Raw genomic sequence first — 16,539 nt, 5'->3', positions numbered from 1 at the left:
GATGGACAGATGACACCACCGACCAACGACAGCGCCGTCGCGGCCCGCCCGGATGCAGCGCCGCAGGACGCGCCCCTTGTTGATGCCGAGGTCCTGACCCCGGTCCGCTATGCCTTTCGCGATCTTGCGCTTCCGGCGGAAAACCTGCTGAAGCGCAATGACTTCGGGCTGTGCCTGCCGGTGCTGCTGCGGGTTCTCGGCTGGAGCGGTGACAGCCGCCATCTGGTCGAGGCGCTGCCGTACTTTGAGCCGGATCTGGATCTGACCGCCTTCCGGCGGGTGATGGTCAACCTTGGCTACACCAGCAAAATGCGCCCGGCCTCGATCAGCGGTCTGCCCGACCGGGATCTGCCCTGCCTGTTCCTGCCCGATAACGGGCTGGCGATGGTGGTGCTGGAACGGGATGGCCGCCAGTTCCATGTGTTTGATCCGGCCAAGGGCATGATCTCGATTGACGGGGACGTCGGCGGATCGGTGCTGACCTTTGATGTCATCGTTGATGCCGACGAGCAGGCCGTGGCCCTGAAGCAGGGATCCTGGCTGCTGTCCACGCTGAAGCGGTTCCGGCCGCATCTGATGCTGGCGATGATTCAGACCGTCTGCATCACCCTGCTGGCGATCACCTCGCCGATGTATGTGATGGCGATCTATGACCGCTTCATCACCTCGGCGCAGGACAGTACGCTGGCAGCCCTGCTGCTGGTGATGATGGTGGCGTTCGCGGCGGAAATGGTGCTGCGGTCGCAGCGGACCCGTCTGCTGGCGCAGGTGGGGTCACGGATTGACCTTCTGGTCGGCCGGGCGATTTTTGAGCGTCTGATGGGTCTGCCGCCGTCGGTGACGGAAAATGCCTCGGTCGGTGCCCAGATCTCCCGCATCAAGGACTTTGAAACCGTCCGTGAATTTCTGACCGGGGCCAGTGCCCAGTCGGTGCTGGACGTGCCGTTCTCCATCCTGATCATTGCCACCATTTTCTTCCTTGGCGGCTGGCTGGGGCTGATCCCGGCATTGGGGGCGATGGCCCTGATGCTGCTGGGCCTGTGGGCGCGGGAACCGCTGCGCCGTCAGGTTGCCGAGGCCGCCCGCAGTGTGGCGGCCCGTCAGGAACTGGCGATCGAGGCGATCCGCCGTCACCGTCTGCTGCGCACCTCCGGGGCGCTGGGGGTGTGGCTGGAACGGTACCGGGTCCGGTCTGCCCGGGCGGCGCAGGCCAACTTTGCCACCGCCCGCACCACGGCGCTGCTGTCGGTATTGGCGCAGGGGATTGTGATGACCTGCGGCATTGTCACCCTGTGGTTCGGGGCGACGGCGGCCATGCATGGCTGGATCACCACCGGCGGCCTGATTGCCACCATGATCCTGCTGTGGCGTGCGCTGGCGCCGTTTCAGGCCGGGTTTATGGTTCTGGCCCGTTCGGAACAGGTGCAGTCTTCGGCCCGTCAGATTGACCGGCTGATGGAAATGCCGCCGGAGCGGGCTCCTAATGCGCTGATCCGTCCGGTACGGGCTCTCGGCGGGGCCCTCAGCGTCAACCGCTTCAGCCTGCGCTACAGTCAGGACAGTGAACCGGCGCTGCTGGGCGTCACCTTCGACGTCAAGCCGGGTGAAGTGGTGGCCGTGGTCGGCCGCAACGGTGCCGGTAAAACGACCCTGATCAAAAGTGTGGCCGGGATGCTGCGCGGTCAGACCGGGATGGTGAAGATTGATGGCATGGATGTCCGCCGGTTTGATCCGGTGGAATACCGCCGCGTGATCGCCTATTCCCCGGAGGATCCGGAAATCCTGCGCGGCACGGTGGCCCAGAACATTCAGCTGTCCGATCCCTCGGCGACTCCGGAGGAACTGCGGGAGGCGGCGGAAAAGGCCGGGATTCTGAACGATACCCGGGAACTGCCGCAGGGGCTGGAAACCCGGTTCGGGGACCAGAAGGTCGCCTCGCCCAGCGTGCGCACCCGTATTGCGCTGGCCCGGGTCCTGCTGCGCAAGGATGCGCCGATTGTGCTTCTCGACGAACCGGCGGGCGGTCTGGACTTTGACGGCGATACCGCCCTGATGAACGTGATCCGTCACCTGAAGGGGCGGGCGACGGTGCTGGTGGTGACCCACCGCCCGAGCCATGTCCGTCTGTGTGACAAGCTGCTGGAACTGCGGGACGGGCAGGTCGTCCGCTTTGTTCCGGTCGATACCCTGAAACCGAATACGACACCCAACACGGCCGGTGCTGCGCCGCAGGTGAACGCCGGGGAGAATACCAATGCCTCCTGAAACCATGATCCAAGACGTGATGGCGCATCCGGTCGTTGAGCGGGGCCGCCGCAAGCCCCGCCCGATGGCCCATGTGGTGCATCTGGAGGAAGACATCCGGGATCAGCGGCGGAAAACGATCCTGTCGGTTTCTGCTTTTGTGCTGGCTTTTACGGTCTGGGCCTCCACCCAGCCGGTGGCGGAAACCGCGGTGACGTCCGGGCAGGTTGTTGTCAAAGGCTCTGTGCAGAAGATTCAGCATTTTGAAGGCGGTATCATCCGGGCCATCCCGGTGCGGGAAGGTATGCGCATCAAGGCCGGGGATCCGGTGGCGGTGCTTGATCCGGCCGGATTCGAGGCCGAAGAAGGCCAGCTGCTGGCCCGGAAGGCCAGTCTGGAGTTACAGGCGGCCCGCCTGCGTGCTTTTGCCAGCGGTAGCGCATTCGACGGTGGCGCGTCGGCAGATCTCTATATGGGGTTGGGACAGGACCAGATCGCCATCCTGCGGGCGCAGGAACAGTCCCTGTTTGACCGCCGGGCGGTGTTGCAGTCCCGGCTTGAGCAGCGCGAGGCCGAGCAGGAGGGGATTCTGCGGGAACTGGCGGCGACCAACCGCCAGATCGACGTTCTGACGCAGGAACGCGACGTTTACAAAAGCCTGTTCGATAAAGGGATCGGTTCGCGCGTCAATCTGCTGCGGGCAGAGCGCGAACTGGCCACCGTTCAGGCGGAGCGGGCCCGCGCCATGGGCCGTCTGGAGACGGTCCGTTCGGCGATTGAGGAAGCCAGAAAGCAGCTGACGGAACTGGTCAGCGTCGGCCGTGAGGATGCGATGAGCCGCCTTGGTGCCGTGACCAGTGAGCTGGCCGAGGTGCAGGAAAACCTGAACCGGGCCCGCGATAAGGTCAGCCGTCTGGTGGTCCGCTCCCCGATGGATGGGGTCATCAAGGGGCTGGCGGTGAATCACTCCGGTGAGGTGATTGCGCCGGGGCAGCTGCTGATGGAAATCGTGCCGGAAGACGGTGAGCTTCAGGTCGAGTCGCGTATTGCCACCAAGGATGTCGGGGCCGTTGCGGTCGGGCAGACTGTGCGCGTAAAGGTCACAGCCTTTGACTTTGCACGTTATGGGAGTATTGACGGCAAGCTGGAGCAGGTCTCGGCCACCACGTTCTTCGACGAACAGAACCAGCCTTACTACAAGGCTAAAATTTCTTTGGCTCAGGACTGGGTGGGCAAGCAGCACAACCGCCTGATCCCGGGCATGGTGGTGCAGGCCGATGTTCTGACTGGTGAGAAAACTTTGATCGAATATCTGTTGAAACCTGTCTACATCGCTGCAACACAGGCCTTCACCGAGAGATAAGTCGAACGGTCAGGGCCGGTCTAAGACCTTAAACCTACGGTGACACCCATTCAGAATTAGGGGCTGTTCTGGGCGTCACCGGATAACTGTGCTAAACTTGAGGACGCCCTATTCGTCGGGGTATTGGGGGACATTATGGCTGAAGAAACGACACGCGTTGTTGAACCGGAAGAAATCCAGCTGACCTCGGAGACCCCGGTCAGTACATCCACTGTTGCGGAAGGGCCTGCACAACAGGCACCGCAGCAGACCGGCGATGATGAGCTGGACGGCGACATGGATGCGATCGAGCGCGCGATCGATGATCCTTCCGCCGCTTCCGACGAAAACATCGCCGGGCTGGGTACGGTGCATACCGGCAGCCGTCGTGACCTTGACCCCAGCAGCCTTAATCTGGGCATTGAAGCCCGCCCGACCGAAGAGGGGCAGCTCAACCGGGATCCGGTCGAAGCTCCGGCGGTGACAACGGTGCCGCAGGCGGCCCCGGAGGAGCAGGCTGCCCCCGCCCGGGACGGCCAGCAGCCGGAAGCCACCGTGCAGCAGGCCCCGACACCCCGGCGGGATGATCCGGTGACCGAGACGCAGGTCGCCGGAACACAGGATACCGCAATCGTTCAGCCTGCGGCCGCGGTCGAGCAGGCACCTCTGGTGCAGCAGGCGGCGCCGACCCTGTCACAGGTTCAGGCCGCCCCCGTTGAAGAGACGACCGTAGAGCTGCCGCCCGCCGTTGCGCCGGGACTGTCCATTGGTCCGCAGACGACCCCGGAAGACACCGGTCTGGCGCTGAACCTGAACAGCCTGATCCCTGCGGCGGGGGAAACCGTCCGTGTTGTCATTTCCGGTCTGCCGCCGGGAACGGTGCTGAACCGTGGTACCCAGTCCGGCGATACCTGGATCCTGACCGGCGCGGATCTGCCCGGGCTGGTGGTGACGCCGCCGGAGAACTATTCCGGTTCCGTCACCATGCGGATTGAGGCCACGACCACCGGCCTTGGCGGTGACAGCGCCACCAGTTCTTATGCTGTGCCGTTGACCGTGATTCCGGTCGCCGATCAGCCGCCGGTGTCGATCACCCCGGCGAATCCGGTCGATGAAGACACCGCCGTTGCCCTGAACATTGATACCCGTCTGGTTGATACCGACGGCTCCGAAGTTCTGAGCGTGCAGCTGGCCGGGGTTCCGGCCGGGGCCACTCTCAGCGCCGGGACCCGCAATGCCGACGGTACATGGTCCCTGACCAGTGACCAGCTTGCCGGTCTGACGATGACCCCGCCGAAGAATTTCAGCGGCACTATCAACCTGACCGTCACCTCGACCTCAACGGAAACCGCCAACGGCGACGCCAAGAGCTCTGTCGCGAGCACCAGCATCGTCATCACTCCGGTGGCCGATGCTGCCGACGTGACGGTGAAGGCCGCGACGGGCAAAGAAGATAACGATATCACGCTGGATGTGTCGGCGGCGCTGACCGATACCGATGGCTCCGAGGTGATGAGCGTTGTCATCTCCAACGTCCCGGCCGGCGCGGTGCTGTCGCAGAACGGCAAGGCGCTTGCCGCCGGTCCGGATGGTTCTTACACCCTGACCCCGGCCCAGTTGGCGGGCCTGAGCGTCAAGCCGCCGGTCAACAGTGATGATGATTTCACGCTGAAGATCAGCGTCACCACCACCGAAACCGCCAACGGCAACAGCAAGACCGTTGCCGTTGATCTGCCGGTGACGGTGACCCCGGTCGCCGACACTCCGACCCTGACCGGCCCGGTGGGGACCATCGCCGGGACCGAAGACACGGCGGTGACGCTGGATATCGCCTCGGCCCTGACCGATAGCACCAACGAAACCCTCAGCATCAGGATTGAAGGGGTCCCTGCCAACGCCACCCTGAAGAGCGGTGCGACCCTGCTTTCGGCCAATGCTGACGGAAGCTATACCCTGCGGCCAGAGCAACTGGCCAGCCTGACCCTGAAGCCGGGTGAGAATGACCGGACTCCGGTGACGCTGAAAGTGACGGCCACGTCGACGGAAGTGAATCCGGCGGCGGTGGCGTCGGAACAGCAGGCATCGACCAGTATTGAGATCCCGATCACTTTCAAGTCGGTGGTGGATGGCGGTACGCTGACCCTGCCCCCGGCGACGGGGAAGGAAGATTCGGCTATCAGCCTGTCGGTGACGCCGGTGCTGAAGGACGCGTCGGAAAACGTTGACTTCATCACCATCAACAACATTCCGACCGGTGCGAAGTTTAACGTCGGCCATGCCGGGGCCAATGGCTCGTGGATTGTCGATAAGGCGGACATCAGCAGCCTGACGGTGACTCCACTGGATTATAGCGATGATGATTTCACACTCAGCGTGACGCTGACGGTGTCTGACGGGTTCGGCAACACCATCACCTCTGACGCACAGGATCTGAAGGTTGAGGTAACACCGGTTGCCAATGCCCCGACCCTGACCGGCCCGGTGGGGACCATTCCGGGGACTGAGGGCACGGCGGTGACGCTGGATATCACGTCGGCCCTGACCGATATGACCAACGAAAGCCTGAGCATCAGGATTGAAGGGGTGCCGACCAACGCCATTCTGAAGAGTGGCGATACCACCCTGACAGCTAACCCGGATCACAGCTATACCCTGACGCCGGAACAGTTGAAGGACCTGACCCTGGATCCGGGTAAGTATTACCGGACTCCGGTGACGCTGAAGGTGACGGCAACGTCGACAGAAGCGAACACTGCTGCGACAGCGTCAGAACAGCAGGCTTCGACCAGTATTGAGATCCCGATCACTTTCAAGTCTGTGGTGGATGGCGGTACGCTGACCATGTCCCCGGCGACGGGCAAGGAAAGCTCGGAGATCAGACTGTCAGTGACGCCGGTTCTGCCGGATGCGTCGGAAACCGTTGACTTCATCACCATCAGCAATATTCCGTCCGGTGCGAGGTTTAATGTCGGCCATGCCGGTGCCAATGGCTCGTGGATTGTCGATAAGGCGGACATCAGCAGCCTGACGGTGAGTCCACTGGATTATAGCGATGATGATTTCACACTCAGCGTGACGCTGACGGTGTCTGACGGGTTCGGCAACACCATCACCTCTGACGCACAGGATCTGAAGGTTGAGGTAACACCGGTTGCCAATGCCCCGACCCTGACCGGCCCGGTGGGGACCATTCCGGGGACTGAGGGCACGGCGGTGACGCTGGATATCACGTCGGCCCTGACCGATATGACCAACGAAAGCCTGAGCATCAGGATTGAAGGGGTGCCGACCAACGCCATTCTGAAGAGTGGCGATACCACCCTGACAGCTAACCCGGATCACAGCTATACCCTGACGCCGGAACAGTTGAAGGACCTGACCCTGGATCCGGGTAAGTATTACCGGACTCCGGTGACGCTGAAGGTGACGGCAACGTCGACAGAGGCGAACACTGCTGCGACAGCGTCAGAACAGCAGGCTTCGACCAGTATTGAGATCCCGATCACTTTCAAATCGGTGGTGGATGGCGGTACGCTGACCATGACCCCGGCAACGGGCAAGGAAGACTCGGTGGCTATCAGCCTGTCGGTGACGCCGGTGCTGAAGGATGCGTCGGAAACCGTTGATCACATCACCATCAGCAATATTCCGTCCGGTGCGACGTTTAATGTCGGCCATGCCGGGGCCAATGGAACGTGGATTGTTGACAAGGCTGACATCGGCAGCCTGAGCGTCAAGCCGCCCGCCAATAGCGATGATGATTTTACACTCAGCGTGACGCTGACGGTGTCTGACGGGTTCGGCAACACCATCACCTCTGACGCACAGGATCTGGCGGTTACGGTGCGGCCGACCGAGGATGCCCCGGTAGCGTCGGTTGCACAGGCCGTTGTGTCCACTAACGAGGATGTGGCGGTCGGCCTGGGCCTGTCGGCGGTGAAGACCGATACCGATGGATCGGAAGATCTGACGGTGGAAATCAGTGGGATTCCGGCTGGTGGGAAGATCCTTGATGCCACCGGGAAGGTCCTGGGGGTTTCCAACGGAACCCTGACCCTCACGGAAGCCCAGATCAAGGCTGCCGGCGGGCTGGATGCCCTCCAGTTCAAGGCTCCGGACAATGCCTCGGGCGAATGGACGCTGACGGTCAAAGCCACCTCGACGGAGAAGGACACGTCGTTTGGTGTTGTTTCGGCTTCTGACACCACGCATGTCACCATCAAGGTGGCTCCGGTGGTGGATGCTGATGCGCAGAACTTCACGCTCAACAGTATTGGTACCAAGGAAGGCACCGATGTGGCGCTGGGGATTGCCATTCCGGGTACCTTGGGGGCCGACACGGATGGATCCGAAACCGTTACCAAGGTGACGATCAGTGGTCTCGATCCGAATGCCAAGCTGGTGTCATCGTTGGACGTGCCTTTGGTCCCTAACGCCGATGGAAACTATGAGCTGACCCCATCCCAGCTGTCGGGGCTGAAGTATCGCCCCGCACCGGATAGTGATGTGGATGATGTTCTGTCGGTCACCTTCAGCGTGAAGGACCAGAACCCCGACGGCTCGCAGGTGGCGACGACGGAAATCACCAAGACGATGACGGTGCGGATTGACGCGGTGGCAGAGACGCCGACGCTGACGTTGACTGATGCTTCCGGGAAAATTGTATCCGGTCCCACTCTGGGGAATGGTGCGCGGCAACTTGTTGAAGACGCCGGAGATTACCCGATCAATCTGGTGGCAGTGACCGGAGATCCCGGAGACGCCAACGAGTCTGTTCAGTCATACAGGTTGCGATTACGACCAAGACCGGTCAGGCCAATGACGCATCTTTATCTTTGGTGCAGGTCGGCTATTACGACGGCAATGGTGTGTTCCGATCGGTGACCGGCCTGACATCAGAGACAGGATCGGCTGTCAGCGGTGGAGCCTCGCTGACCTGGTATAATGTGCCTGTCGATCAGGCTGCAAATCTGGTGGTTCGTTCTAAGCCTAACTCTGATAATGATTTTCGGATTTACGCCCGGGCCAAGGCTGTGGATACGCCGTCTGACACCGGAGGCACGAATAATGGTGCTGAAGATACCCGGGATAATACGGCTTACTCCGTGCCCGTTTATTTACAGTTTGACGGTAAGGGGACCCTTGATCCGACCAATGCCTCGTGGACTGTTGCACCCGCCATCGGAATTGAGGATCCCAAAGATCCGGTAAAGCTGAATCTGTCGATAAATCTGGTTGATAAAGACGGGTCTGAGACGATTTCTGCTAAACTGACGGGGATTCCTGCCGGATCAACCCTTTACGTTGTTGATGCGCAGGACAATAAGACTGCTGTTACGGTTGTGAACAATGGTGGTTCTCTTGAGGTATCGGGACTGTCTGAGGATCAGTTTAAGAATCTGGCCGTTGATCCACCTGAAAACTATGCCGGTCAATTTAACGTGTCTGTCGAGGTCTGGACTGTGGAACGGGACCTCGCAACGTCGGAGATCCCGAAATCCAATCTGGTTTCTCTGGGGACACAGACTGTTACGGTCCGGCCACAGGCAGACGAAGTCACTGCCTCTGGCCTGAGTGTGACCACGGAGGAAGATACGGCTGAAAGCCTTAACGTGACCTTCTCCTTGGGGGATAAGGACGATACCCAGTCCGGTGCAGGGCATGAGGAAGTGACCGGCATTGTTATAAAGCTGCTGCCCGGAAGTGGCGGAAATGCCAGTGCTGCTGATATTGCCGGATCAAAGTGGTGGGCAAAGATTGACGGGGTCGAAACAGAACTGACAATCGTCAATAATAATGGGTCATACAGTATTGTCGTGCCTGCCGGTGCCATCAAACCTGTCAGCGGTACCCGTGACACGGCCGATGCCTATAAGATTGATGGTCTGCGGATGCAGCCCGCGAAAGACAGCGATAAAGATATCAAAGTCCAGTATGTGGTGACGACAACCGACACTGCGACGGGATCGCCGGTTGATACCAGGATAGAGACGTTCGACGGAACAATCACCGTCAAGGCCGTGACGGAGCCTGATATTGATATTACTGCCGGTCCGGTGGTCGGAAAGGAAGATGGTAGTGGAAATCAGTTCTCTCTTGGTCTGACCGCCAAGACGCTGGACATTGATAATTCTGAAACCGTCAGATCCATCACCATTTCCGGTGTGCCTGATGGGTGGGAGATTGTCGGCGCAACGTCTCAGGGAGAGGGGGCGTGGTCGGTCACGAGTCTGAGCAATCTGTCAAACCTGAAAATTAAGCTGCCCGAGCATGAGGCCACCGACGGGGCGAAGCAACTGAGTGTCACTGTTACTTGGAAAGATGGTTCCGAAGGGAGTCTGGAGACCAAGACAATCCCGCTGACGGTTGATATCACGCCGGTGGCGGATATGCCGACAGCAGTGATCAAGTCTGTTGTCGGGAAGGAAGATACCCCGCTTGACGTCTATATCAATCCTCAGTTGGTTGATAAGGATGGCTCAGAAACCATTTCGGTGACTGTCAGCGGTGTTCCTGCCGGGGTCAAATTCGGTCATGTCGTTGGGGGTGTCTTTGTTGAACTGACTGGAGCGTATAATTCCGGCAGTCAGTCCTGGAGCTTTACGAAAGAGCAACTCAGCGGTCTTAAACTGCTTCCGCCGGAGGATTCCAACAGAGACTTCACCATGACGGTGACTGTCCGCTCTACGGAACGGCATGGTGGTGACTACAAGGAGTTCTCTGAGCAGGTTAAGGTGGACATCATCGGGGTCGCCGATGGGGTTGTCGGCTTTAAGGGTGAGAACGGTGTTGTTCAGCCGCTGGTAAATCATCAGGCGATTGACGCCAAGGGCGTGGAAGATCAACCGGTTGACCTCGGGTTGAAGAACCTGATTTTCAAAGATACTGATGGCTCCGAAACGATCAGCTACGTTGTTGATCTGAAGTCTCTTCCCGCCGGGTTTACCCTGTCCGGCGTGCCTGAGGACGCTATGATCCCGTTGGGGAATGGGCGCTGGTCCATTGACCCCGATTACATCAGCTCTTTGAAGCTTAATCCCCCGAAGGATTTTGCTAACAACTACCCGGATGGTACCAAGCTGTCGATCGGTCTGGAGGTCCGCTCTACCGAGAATGACGGTGATGTCCGGGTTGAGACGCATCCGATCAATATCACGATTGATGCGGTGCCGGATCAGCCACAGGTGGATTCGCCGTCAGCGGGTTTGGAAGATGGCCTTCTGACAATTCCTCTGGGGGTGTCTCCGGGCGACAGTGATCACTCTGAGACGATTACTGGCCTTGTTCTGAGCAGTCAGATCAAAGGATTCAGTATTAAAACGGATACTGGCCTGACTCTGGAGTGGGATGCGGTTGATGGCCGTTACGAGATTAACGGAGAGGCTGATCTGCGTGCATATGACAGCCTGATTCTGACACCGGATGATTCCCGGAAAGATCTGGGCGGGCCAGACGCACGGGTTGATTATACCCTGAAAGTCACAGTGAAGGACGCCTCCGGTGTTTCTCAGCCCTTTGACGTGAATAAGTCAATCACGGTTAATCCCGTCGCGGATAAGCCGACTGTCGGTATTGATGATGTGGTTACAGATGGAAAAACTGTGATCACGCAGCCGGGGATCGGGACGCCTGCGTCTTTGAGTCTGAAGGCAATCAGCGGTGAAACCGGCCATACGGAAAACGGTGCTGTTGTACAGGACCACTCCGAGCTGATTTCTCTGGTGGTGAGTGGCATGCCTAATGGTGCTGTGCTCGTGCATCAGGGGGGTGACGGAACGTGGAAGATCATTGGCAGTAACAACGGCATTGGATCTGACGGGCAGGGATCCTGGACCATAGATGCGGAGACCCTGAATGCGCTGCGGACTGAAACCGGGGGGCCGCTGGCGGAGGATGCCATCAAAGTCTGGGCCCCGTGGGGGCAGCGGGATGAGAATGGATCATTTACCCCTCTGAATTCCCTGAACCTTACGGTCACTGTCATTGCGACTGAAAAAGATGGATCCGGGGCTGAGCGTCAGGCGTCAAGCTTTGAGCCTGTTACGATCGTCTGGACAGATAACAGCACCCCCGGCGGTGGCGGTAATCCGGGTGGTGGTGGTGACAATGGCGGCGGCACCCCGGGTGGTGGGGGTAACGGTGGGTCGGGCAGTTCCTTCGGGACTTCGACGGTTAACGGGGTTGAAGATATCCCGGTCTCGCATCTTGGGTTGACGGCCCCGTCGGGTGTCAGTGCCGTGATCATCAGCGGAGTGCCGGATACGGCGTCCTTCTCTGCCGGGGACAGGCAGGCGGATGGGACGTGGAAAGTTGACGCCACTGATCTGGCGACTCTCGAGTTCATTCCGCCGCCGGATAAAGGTGGAAAATATGCCGGAACCCCGGGTGGTGGCCCGATCAATCTGAGCCTGCAGGGCGTTGATCAGAATGGCGCTGTCGTAAATGGAGCAGCCGGAACGCGGTCCATCCTTCTGCGGCCGGAGGCTGATGCGCCAACCGTGTCTGTCGCGACGATTGATGCCGTCGAAGATCATGCGATTTCTCTTGCTCAGGCTATCACCGTCACCAGCAATGACAGCGATGGATCAGAGACCGTATCGTTGCTGATCAAGGTGCCGAAAGGATTCATGCTGACCGGGTTGCCCGGCGGAGTTGATCCCTACGACACCATGACGGCTGGTGATGCCGATGGTCAGCCTGCTTTCGCTTTGAACGGTGACGGAAAAGCCTCCTACAATGTTTACGCGATAACCAAAGATCAGTTGGCTTCACTGTCGATTGTCCGGGATCCGGCAGCGGCGGATGCCGAGCATTATTCCGGCAGCCTTAAGATCTACGTCACCGGTGTTTCGACCGAGCTGGAAGGTGGGCAGGCCACCACCGACGTTTCCCACGTGATCTCCATCAAGGCCGAGGCGGATGGGGCCTTGCTGTCGGCTAATCCGAATACCGGGGTTGAGGATGGGGGAGCGATTACCCTGAATCTTGACGCCGCTAAAATTGATAGCAGCGAGACCATCACCAAAATCTGGATTTCGGGTCACGATGCCGCAAAGGTGTCGTTCGTCGATGGCAATGGCGACCCGGTGACTGACCTCAGTAATCTGACGCTGGCGCAGTTGCAGTCTCTGAAGGCTGTGCCTGCCGATTACTACAGCGGGACTTTGACCTTTACGGTTCATGCGACCACCAAGGACGGGGGCAGTGAAAAAACGACATCGCAGAATGTCAGTGTGATTGTCACGCCGGAAACGAATGGTGCAACGCTGACGGTTACGCCCACCGAGACCGGTATGGGGTATGACTTCAGGGGGGATGAAGACACAGCCATTAAGTTGGATGTGGCTGCGGCCCTGAAAGATAACGATGGCTCTGAACTGTTGTCTATCCAGATCCGTATACCGGTAGGGGCTGCTCTGGTTGACAGTCAGGGGCATGTTCTGTCTGGGAACACAGGCACGGATGGAAATAACCAGAGCGTTAACGTCTGGGTCCTGAAGCCGGATGACCTGAAAGACGTGTATGTGGTTCCTCCACGGGACTTCAACGGGGATATGCAGGTTAAGGTGACGGCAACCGGTTGGGAGCGAGGGCTTTATGAACAGAGCCTCGATACCAATGCCTCAATCACTGTCAAAGTGAACCCGGTCGCGGACAGGCCGGATATTGAGCCTCCTTCTACTCTGAGTGTGACCGAAGGGGTGGCAACACCGCTGAATTTGAATATTCAATATGGTGCGGTGAATGAAAAGCTGACCCTTATGATTACGGATGTACCAAGTGGTGCGACTTTTGAAGTCAATGGTCAGCCGTTGGGTGTTCTTTCTGGGGATGGGAAAACCTGGGTGTTCGATGATATTCAGGTCAAAGCGATCCTCAATTCTGGGGTTGGCGGATTCAAGATTGTTCCGCCTCCGTATTCTGATGCTGATTTTACGCTGCGGGTCAAAGTTGTTTCGGATGATAACGGCAGTACGGCGAGCAGCGCCGCCGCTGATGCGGATGGTTATCGTCCGGTAGAAGTGAAGGTGGCGGCTGTTGCCGATGCACCGGATGTGACAGCCCAGGATGTTGTCGGAAACGAAGGAGCTACAGGGATTCCGTTGAAGCTTGGAGCAACACTGAAAGACCTGGATGGATCTGAAACGCTTGTTGTCAAGATTCTGGGTGTTCCGGCAGATGCGACATTGTCGCACGGAACGGTGAATGCCGATGGCGTCTGGACTGTTCCTGCCGGGGCGCTTTCAGCGGTACAGTTGCGGATGTCGGCTTACGACAGCGGGACCTATACCCTGAAGGTGGTGGCCACCGCAACAGAAGGGGTGAATAAAGATTTTGCTGTTACGGAGAAAGAATTCGATGTGACCGTAAATCCGGTGGCAAATACCCCGATATTGACTGTCGGGCCTGTGCCTGCACGGGATGAGGATCTGGGTGGGAACTCTATTCCCCTGAGTATTGAAGCCAATAGCCCGGATTCTTCAGAAGCTGTCAACGTTACGGTGTCCGGCTTCCCGGCAGGGGCAACTCTGAATAAAGGGATTCTGAATGCCGACGGGTCTTACACTGTTTCTGCAACGGATCTTTCGGGACTTACCCTTAAGCTCCCGGATAATTATAATGGTGTATTCTCACTGTCGGTATCTGCTGTGAGTCAGGACGGGTCTGTTGTTTCCGCCCCGGTCACAGCGACAACGCCGATTACGGTCAGGCCGGTTGCCGATATACCGTCTGTGACAGTGCAGAATGTCAGTGGAAATGATCACGATGCAATTCCGCTGAAGATTACGGCGGCTCTGGCTGATGTTGACCGCGCTGAGACTCTTCTGACCGTGACAGTATCCGGCGTGCCAAGCGGGGGGCGGCTGTCGCATGGCAGCCCTGATGCAAATGGGAACTGGGTTGTGCAGGCTGACGATCTGCATGATCTGAGCTTTATTCCTCCCGCTAATGCTGCCGCCAGTTATTCCCTGTCGGTGGTCGCGACGGCACGCGACCCGGATAACGGCGGGGCCGCGGTAAAGTCAGCAGGTGGGTTCACGGTTTCGATCAATACGGTCGCGCAGCAACCTGATGCGAAAGGTGCTGAGATTGTTACCAATTCAGGCACCGCAATACCGTTGAACCTGTCTGTGGTCCATACGGACCTGAGCGAGACTCTGACGTTTACGATTACGGGTGTGCCATCCGGGGGGAGTCTTACCCATGCCACTGATCTTGGTAACGGTGTCTGGTCGCTTGACCCGGCGTATCTGAAGGATGTGGCCTTTACCGCTCCGCAGGGGGAGGCGAATGGTCATTGGGATATGGTCTTTAAAGCTGTCGCTACGGAAACCAACGGAACGTCTGACTTTGATCAGGCTGCTCTCAAAGTGACAGTTGACCACACCGCGACGGCCGTCACCATTAAGGTGATTGACCCCTACGTGCAGGGGGCGACGGTGTTCTATGACACCGACGGCGACGGTGTCCGCGATGACAATGAAGTGATGGGTTACACCAACGAATTCGGGGAAGTTACCCTGAACGTCGATACCAGTGTGCCCGGCCGCTTCATTTCCATCGGCGGGATTGACTCCGCCACCGGCAAGCCGGTGGACGGTGTCTTCATCGGCACCGGATCGACCCTGACCCCGCTGACCACCGTTCTGGACTCCATCGGCTCTCAGCATGGTCAGTCGGCGGCGGAATGGCTGGTCGATAAGCTGGAGATGGATCCGCAGACCCTGAATGGTATCGACCTCCAGAACTTTGACCCGGTGGCCACGCTGGTGGCGGATGGGGCGCAGTCGGCGCAGGCCGGTGACATCCTTCGCGCCGGGATGATGGTGCAGAACACCGTCTCGATGCTGACGTCGGTGATCGAAGGCAGCAATCCGGGGATCAGCAATGCTGATGCGGCGAAGATTGCTCTCCAGCAGGTGGTTGCGGCGGTGGATGAACATGGCCTGTCGGCCCTGACCACCGGGGCTGCCGATCTGGTGCAGGGCGCGTTGACCGCTGCCGGGGCAGGAACCCTGCCGAACGGTCTGGTGCAGGAGATGGCGGAAGCAATTTCCGACAATAACGCGGCGTTGCAGACGCAGACCGGTGCCACCGGGAAAGAGCTGCTGGCCAACCTGTCGGCGGTTTCGACCGAGGCGCAGGGATCGGTCGCGGATCATCTGCATCAGATGGCCGAGACGGCCCCGGCAACGCAGGAGCCTGTTGCGGCCGATGCGGTGACGGATCCGGCGGCCCATGCGGCGGTGACCCCGGCATCTGCGACGCCGGAGCATCCGGCAGACGCTGCCGCGGTTGCCAAGGCTGAGGACGATGCAGCTGCTGATCCGAAGGCGGACGCTGCCGCACCCCCGGTGGAAAAACCGGCGGAAGAGGTGGCTTCTGGCACGGATCACGCTGCGGCCCCGGCTTCGCCTGCGGATCCGGCGCACCCGGTTGATCCTGCCCATCCGGCGGATCCGTCCCTTGTGGTGGACGCCGGGAAGGATCAGGCTGCCGGAACGGACGCCGCAGCACAGGCTGACCACGGTCAGACCCAGCCGCAGCAGACCGGGCCGGATACGTGGGATACGTTCCTGTCCAGCGAACAGGCTCCGGCGGACCACTCTGCGGCGTTGCAGGGGCCGGATGCGTCGGCGATTGACTCCTACAACTCCCTTGCTCTGTCCGAGCATGGGACCGGGGCGGTCAACGACAGTGTCAGCGTTGATGGAACGGATGCGGCGCATCTGATCGCGGCCAGCGATACCAGCAGCGCCGATATGGCCGGTCTGGATGTCAACCATGGCTCGGCCGGGGATGTCACTACCCCGACCACTGACGACCATCTCCATGCCACGGTCGCCTCGATGAGCCTCGCCTCTTAAAGTCGGTTCTTCTGTTAAAAAAAGCCCCGCCTGATCGGAAAAGACAGGCGGGGTTTTTCTTTGGGTACTGCTGGGGTGGTGGAA

4 protein-coding genes are annotated in these 16,539 nt (G+C 59.4%); all 4 read left to right on the top strand.

The window, feature by feature from the left end; genetic code table 11:
• Nucleotides 1–9 precede the first annotated feature (9 nt).
• The 4 genes from FHS48_RS02840 (at nucleotide 10) to FHS48_RS02825 (ending at nucleotide 16,455) form a co-directional block, all read left to right on the top strand.
• A complete protein-coding gene (locus tag FHS48_RS02840) occupies nucleotides 10–2,265 on the top strand; it encodes a peptidase domain-containing ABC transporter (protein ID WP_184261148.1) in 2,256 nt (751 codons plus the stop codon).
• Nucleotides 2,255–3,607 carry an HlyD family type I secretion periplasmic adaptor subunit gene (locus FHS48_RS02835; protein WP_184261146.1) on the top strand — a complete coding sequence of 451 codons (1,353 nt, stop codon included), beginning with the start codon at nucleotides 2,255–2,257 and terminating at the stop codon, nucleotides 3,605–3,607. Before FHS48_RS02840 ends, FHS48_RS02835 begins: the two co-directional genes overlap by 11 nt.
• A 135-nt stretch (nucleotides 3,608–3,742) precedes the next feature.
• Nucleotides 3,743–8,470 (top strand): hypothetical protein, encoded by a 4,728-nt coding sequence (locus FHS48_RS02830; protein ID WP_184261143.1) that lies wholly within the window; start codon nucleotides 3,743–3,745, stop codon nucleotides 8,468–8,470.
• Nucleotides 8,425–16,455, top strand: coding sequence for a hypothetical protein (locus FHS48_RS02825; protein ID WP_184261140.1), 8,031 nt, complete (start codon nucleotides 8,425–8,427; stop codon nucleotides 16,453–16,455). Before FHS48_RS02830 ends, FHS48_RS02825 begins: the two co-directional genes overlap by 46 nt.
• Nucleotides 16,456–16,539 lie beyond the last annotated feature (84 nt).

The sequence above is a fragment of the Novispirillum itersonii genome (assembly GCF_014205675.1).
Taxonomy (GTDB): domain Bacteria; phylum Pseudomonadota; class Alphaproteobacteria; order Rhodospirillales; family Rhodospirillaceae; genus Novispirillum; species Novispirillum itersonii_A.
Note: the sequence above shows the minus strand (reverse complement) of the source record. Positions and strands in the feature narration are given on the sequence as shown.

Excerpts from the sequence above, each read along its gene's own strand:
- FHS48_RS02840 (WP_184261148.1), top strand. The coding sequence starts at position 10 with ATGACACCACCGACCAACGACAGCGCCGTCGCGGCCCGCCCGGATGCA.
- FHS48_RS02835 (WP_184261146.1), top strand. The coding sequence starts at position 2,255 with ATGCCTCCTGAAACCATGATCCAAGACGTGATGGCGCATCCGGTCGTT.
- FHS48_RS02830 (WP_184261143.1), top strand. The coding sequence starts at position 3,743 with ATGGCTGAAGAAACGACACGCGTTGTTGAACCGGAAGAAATCCAGCTG.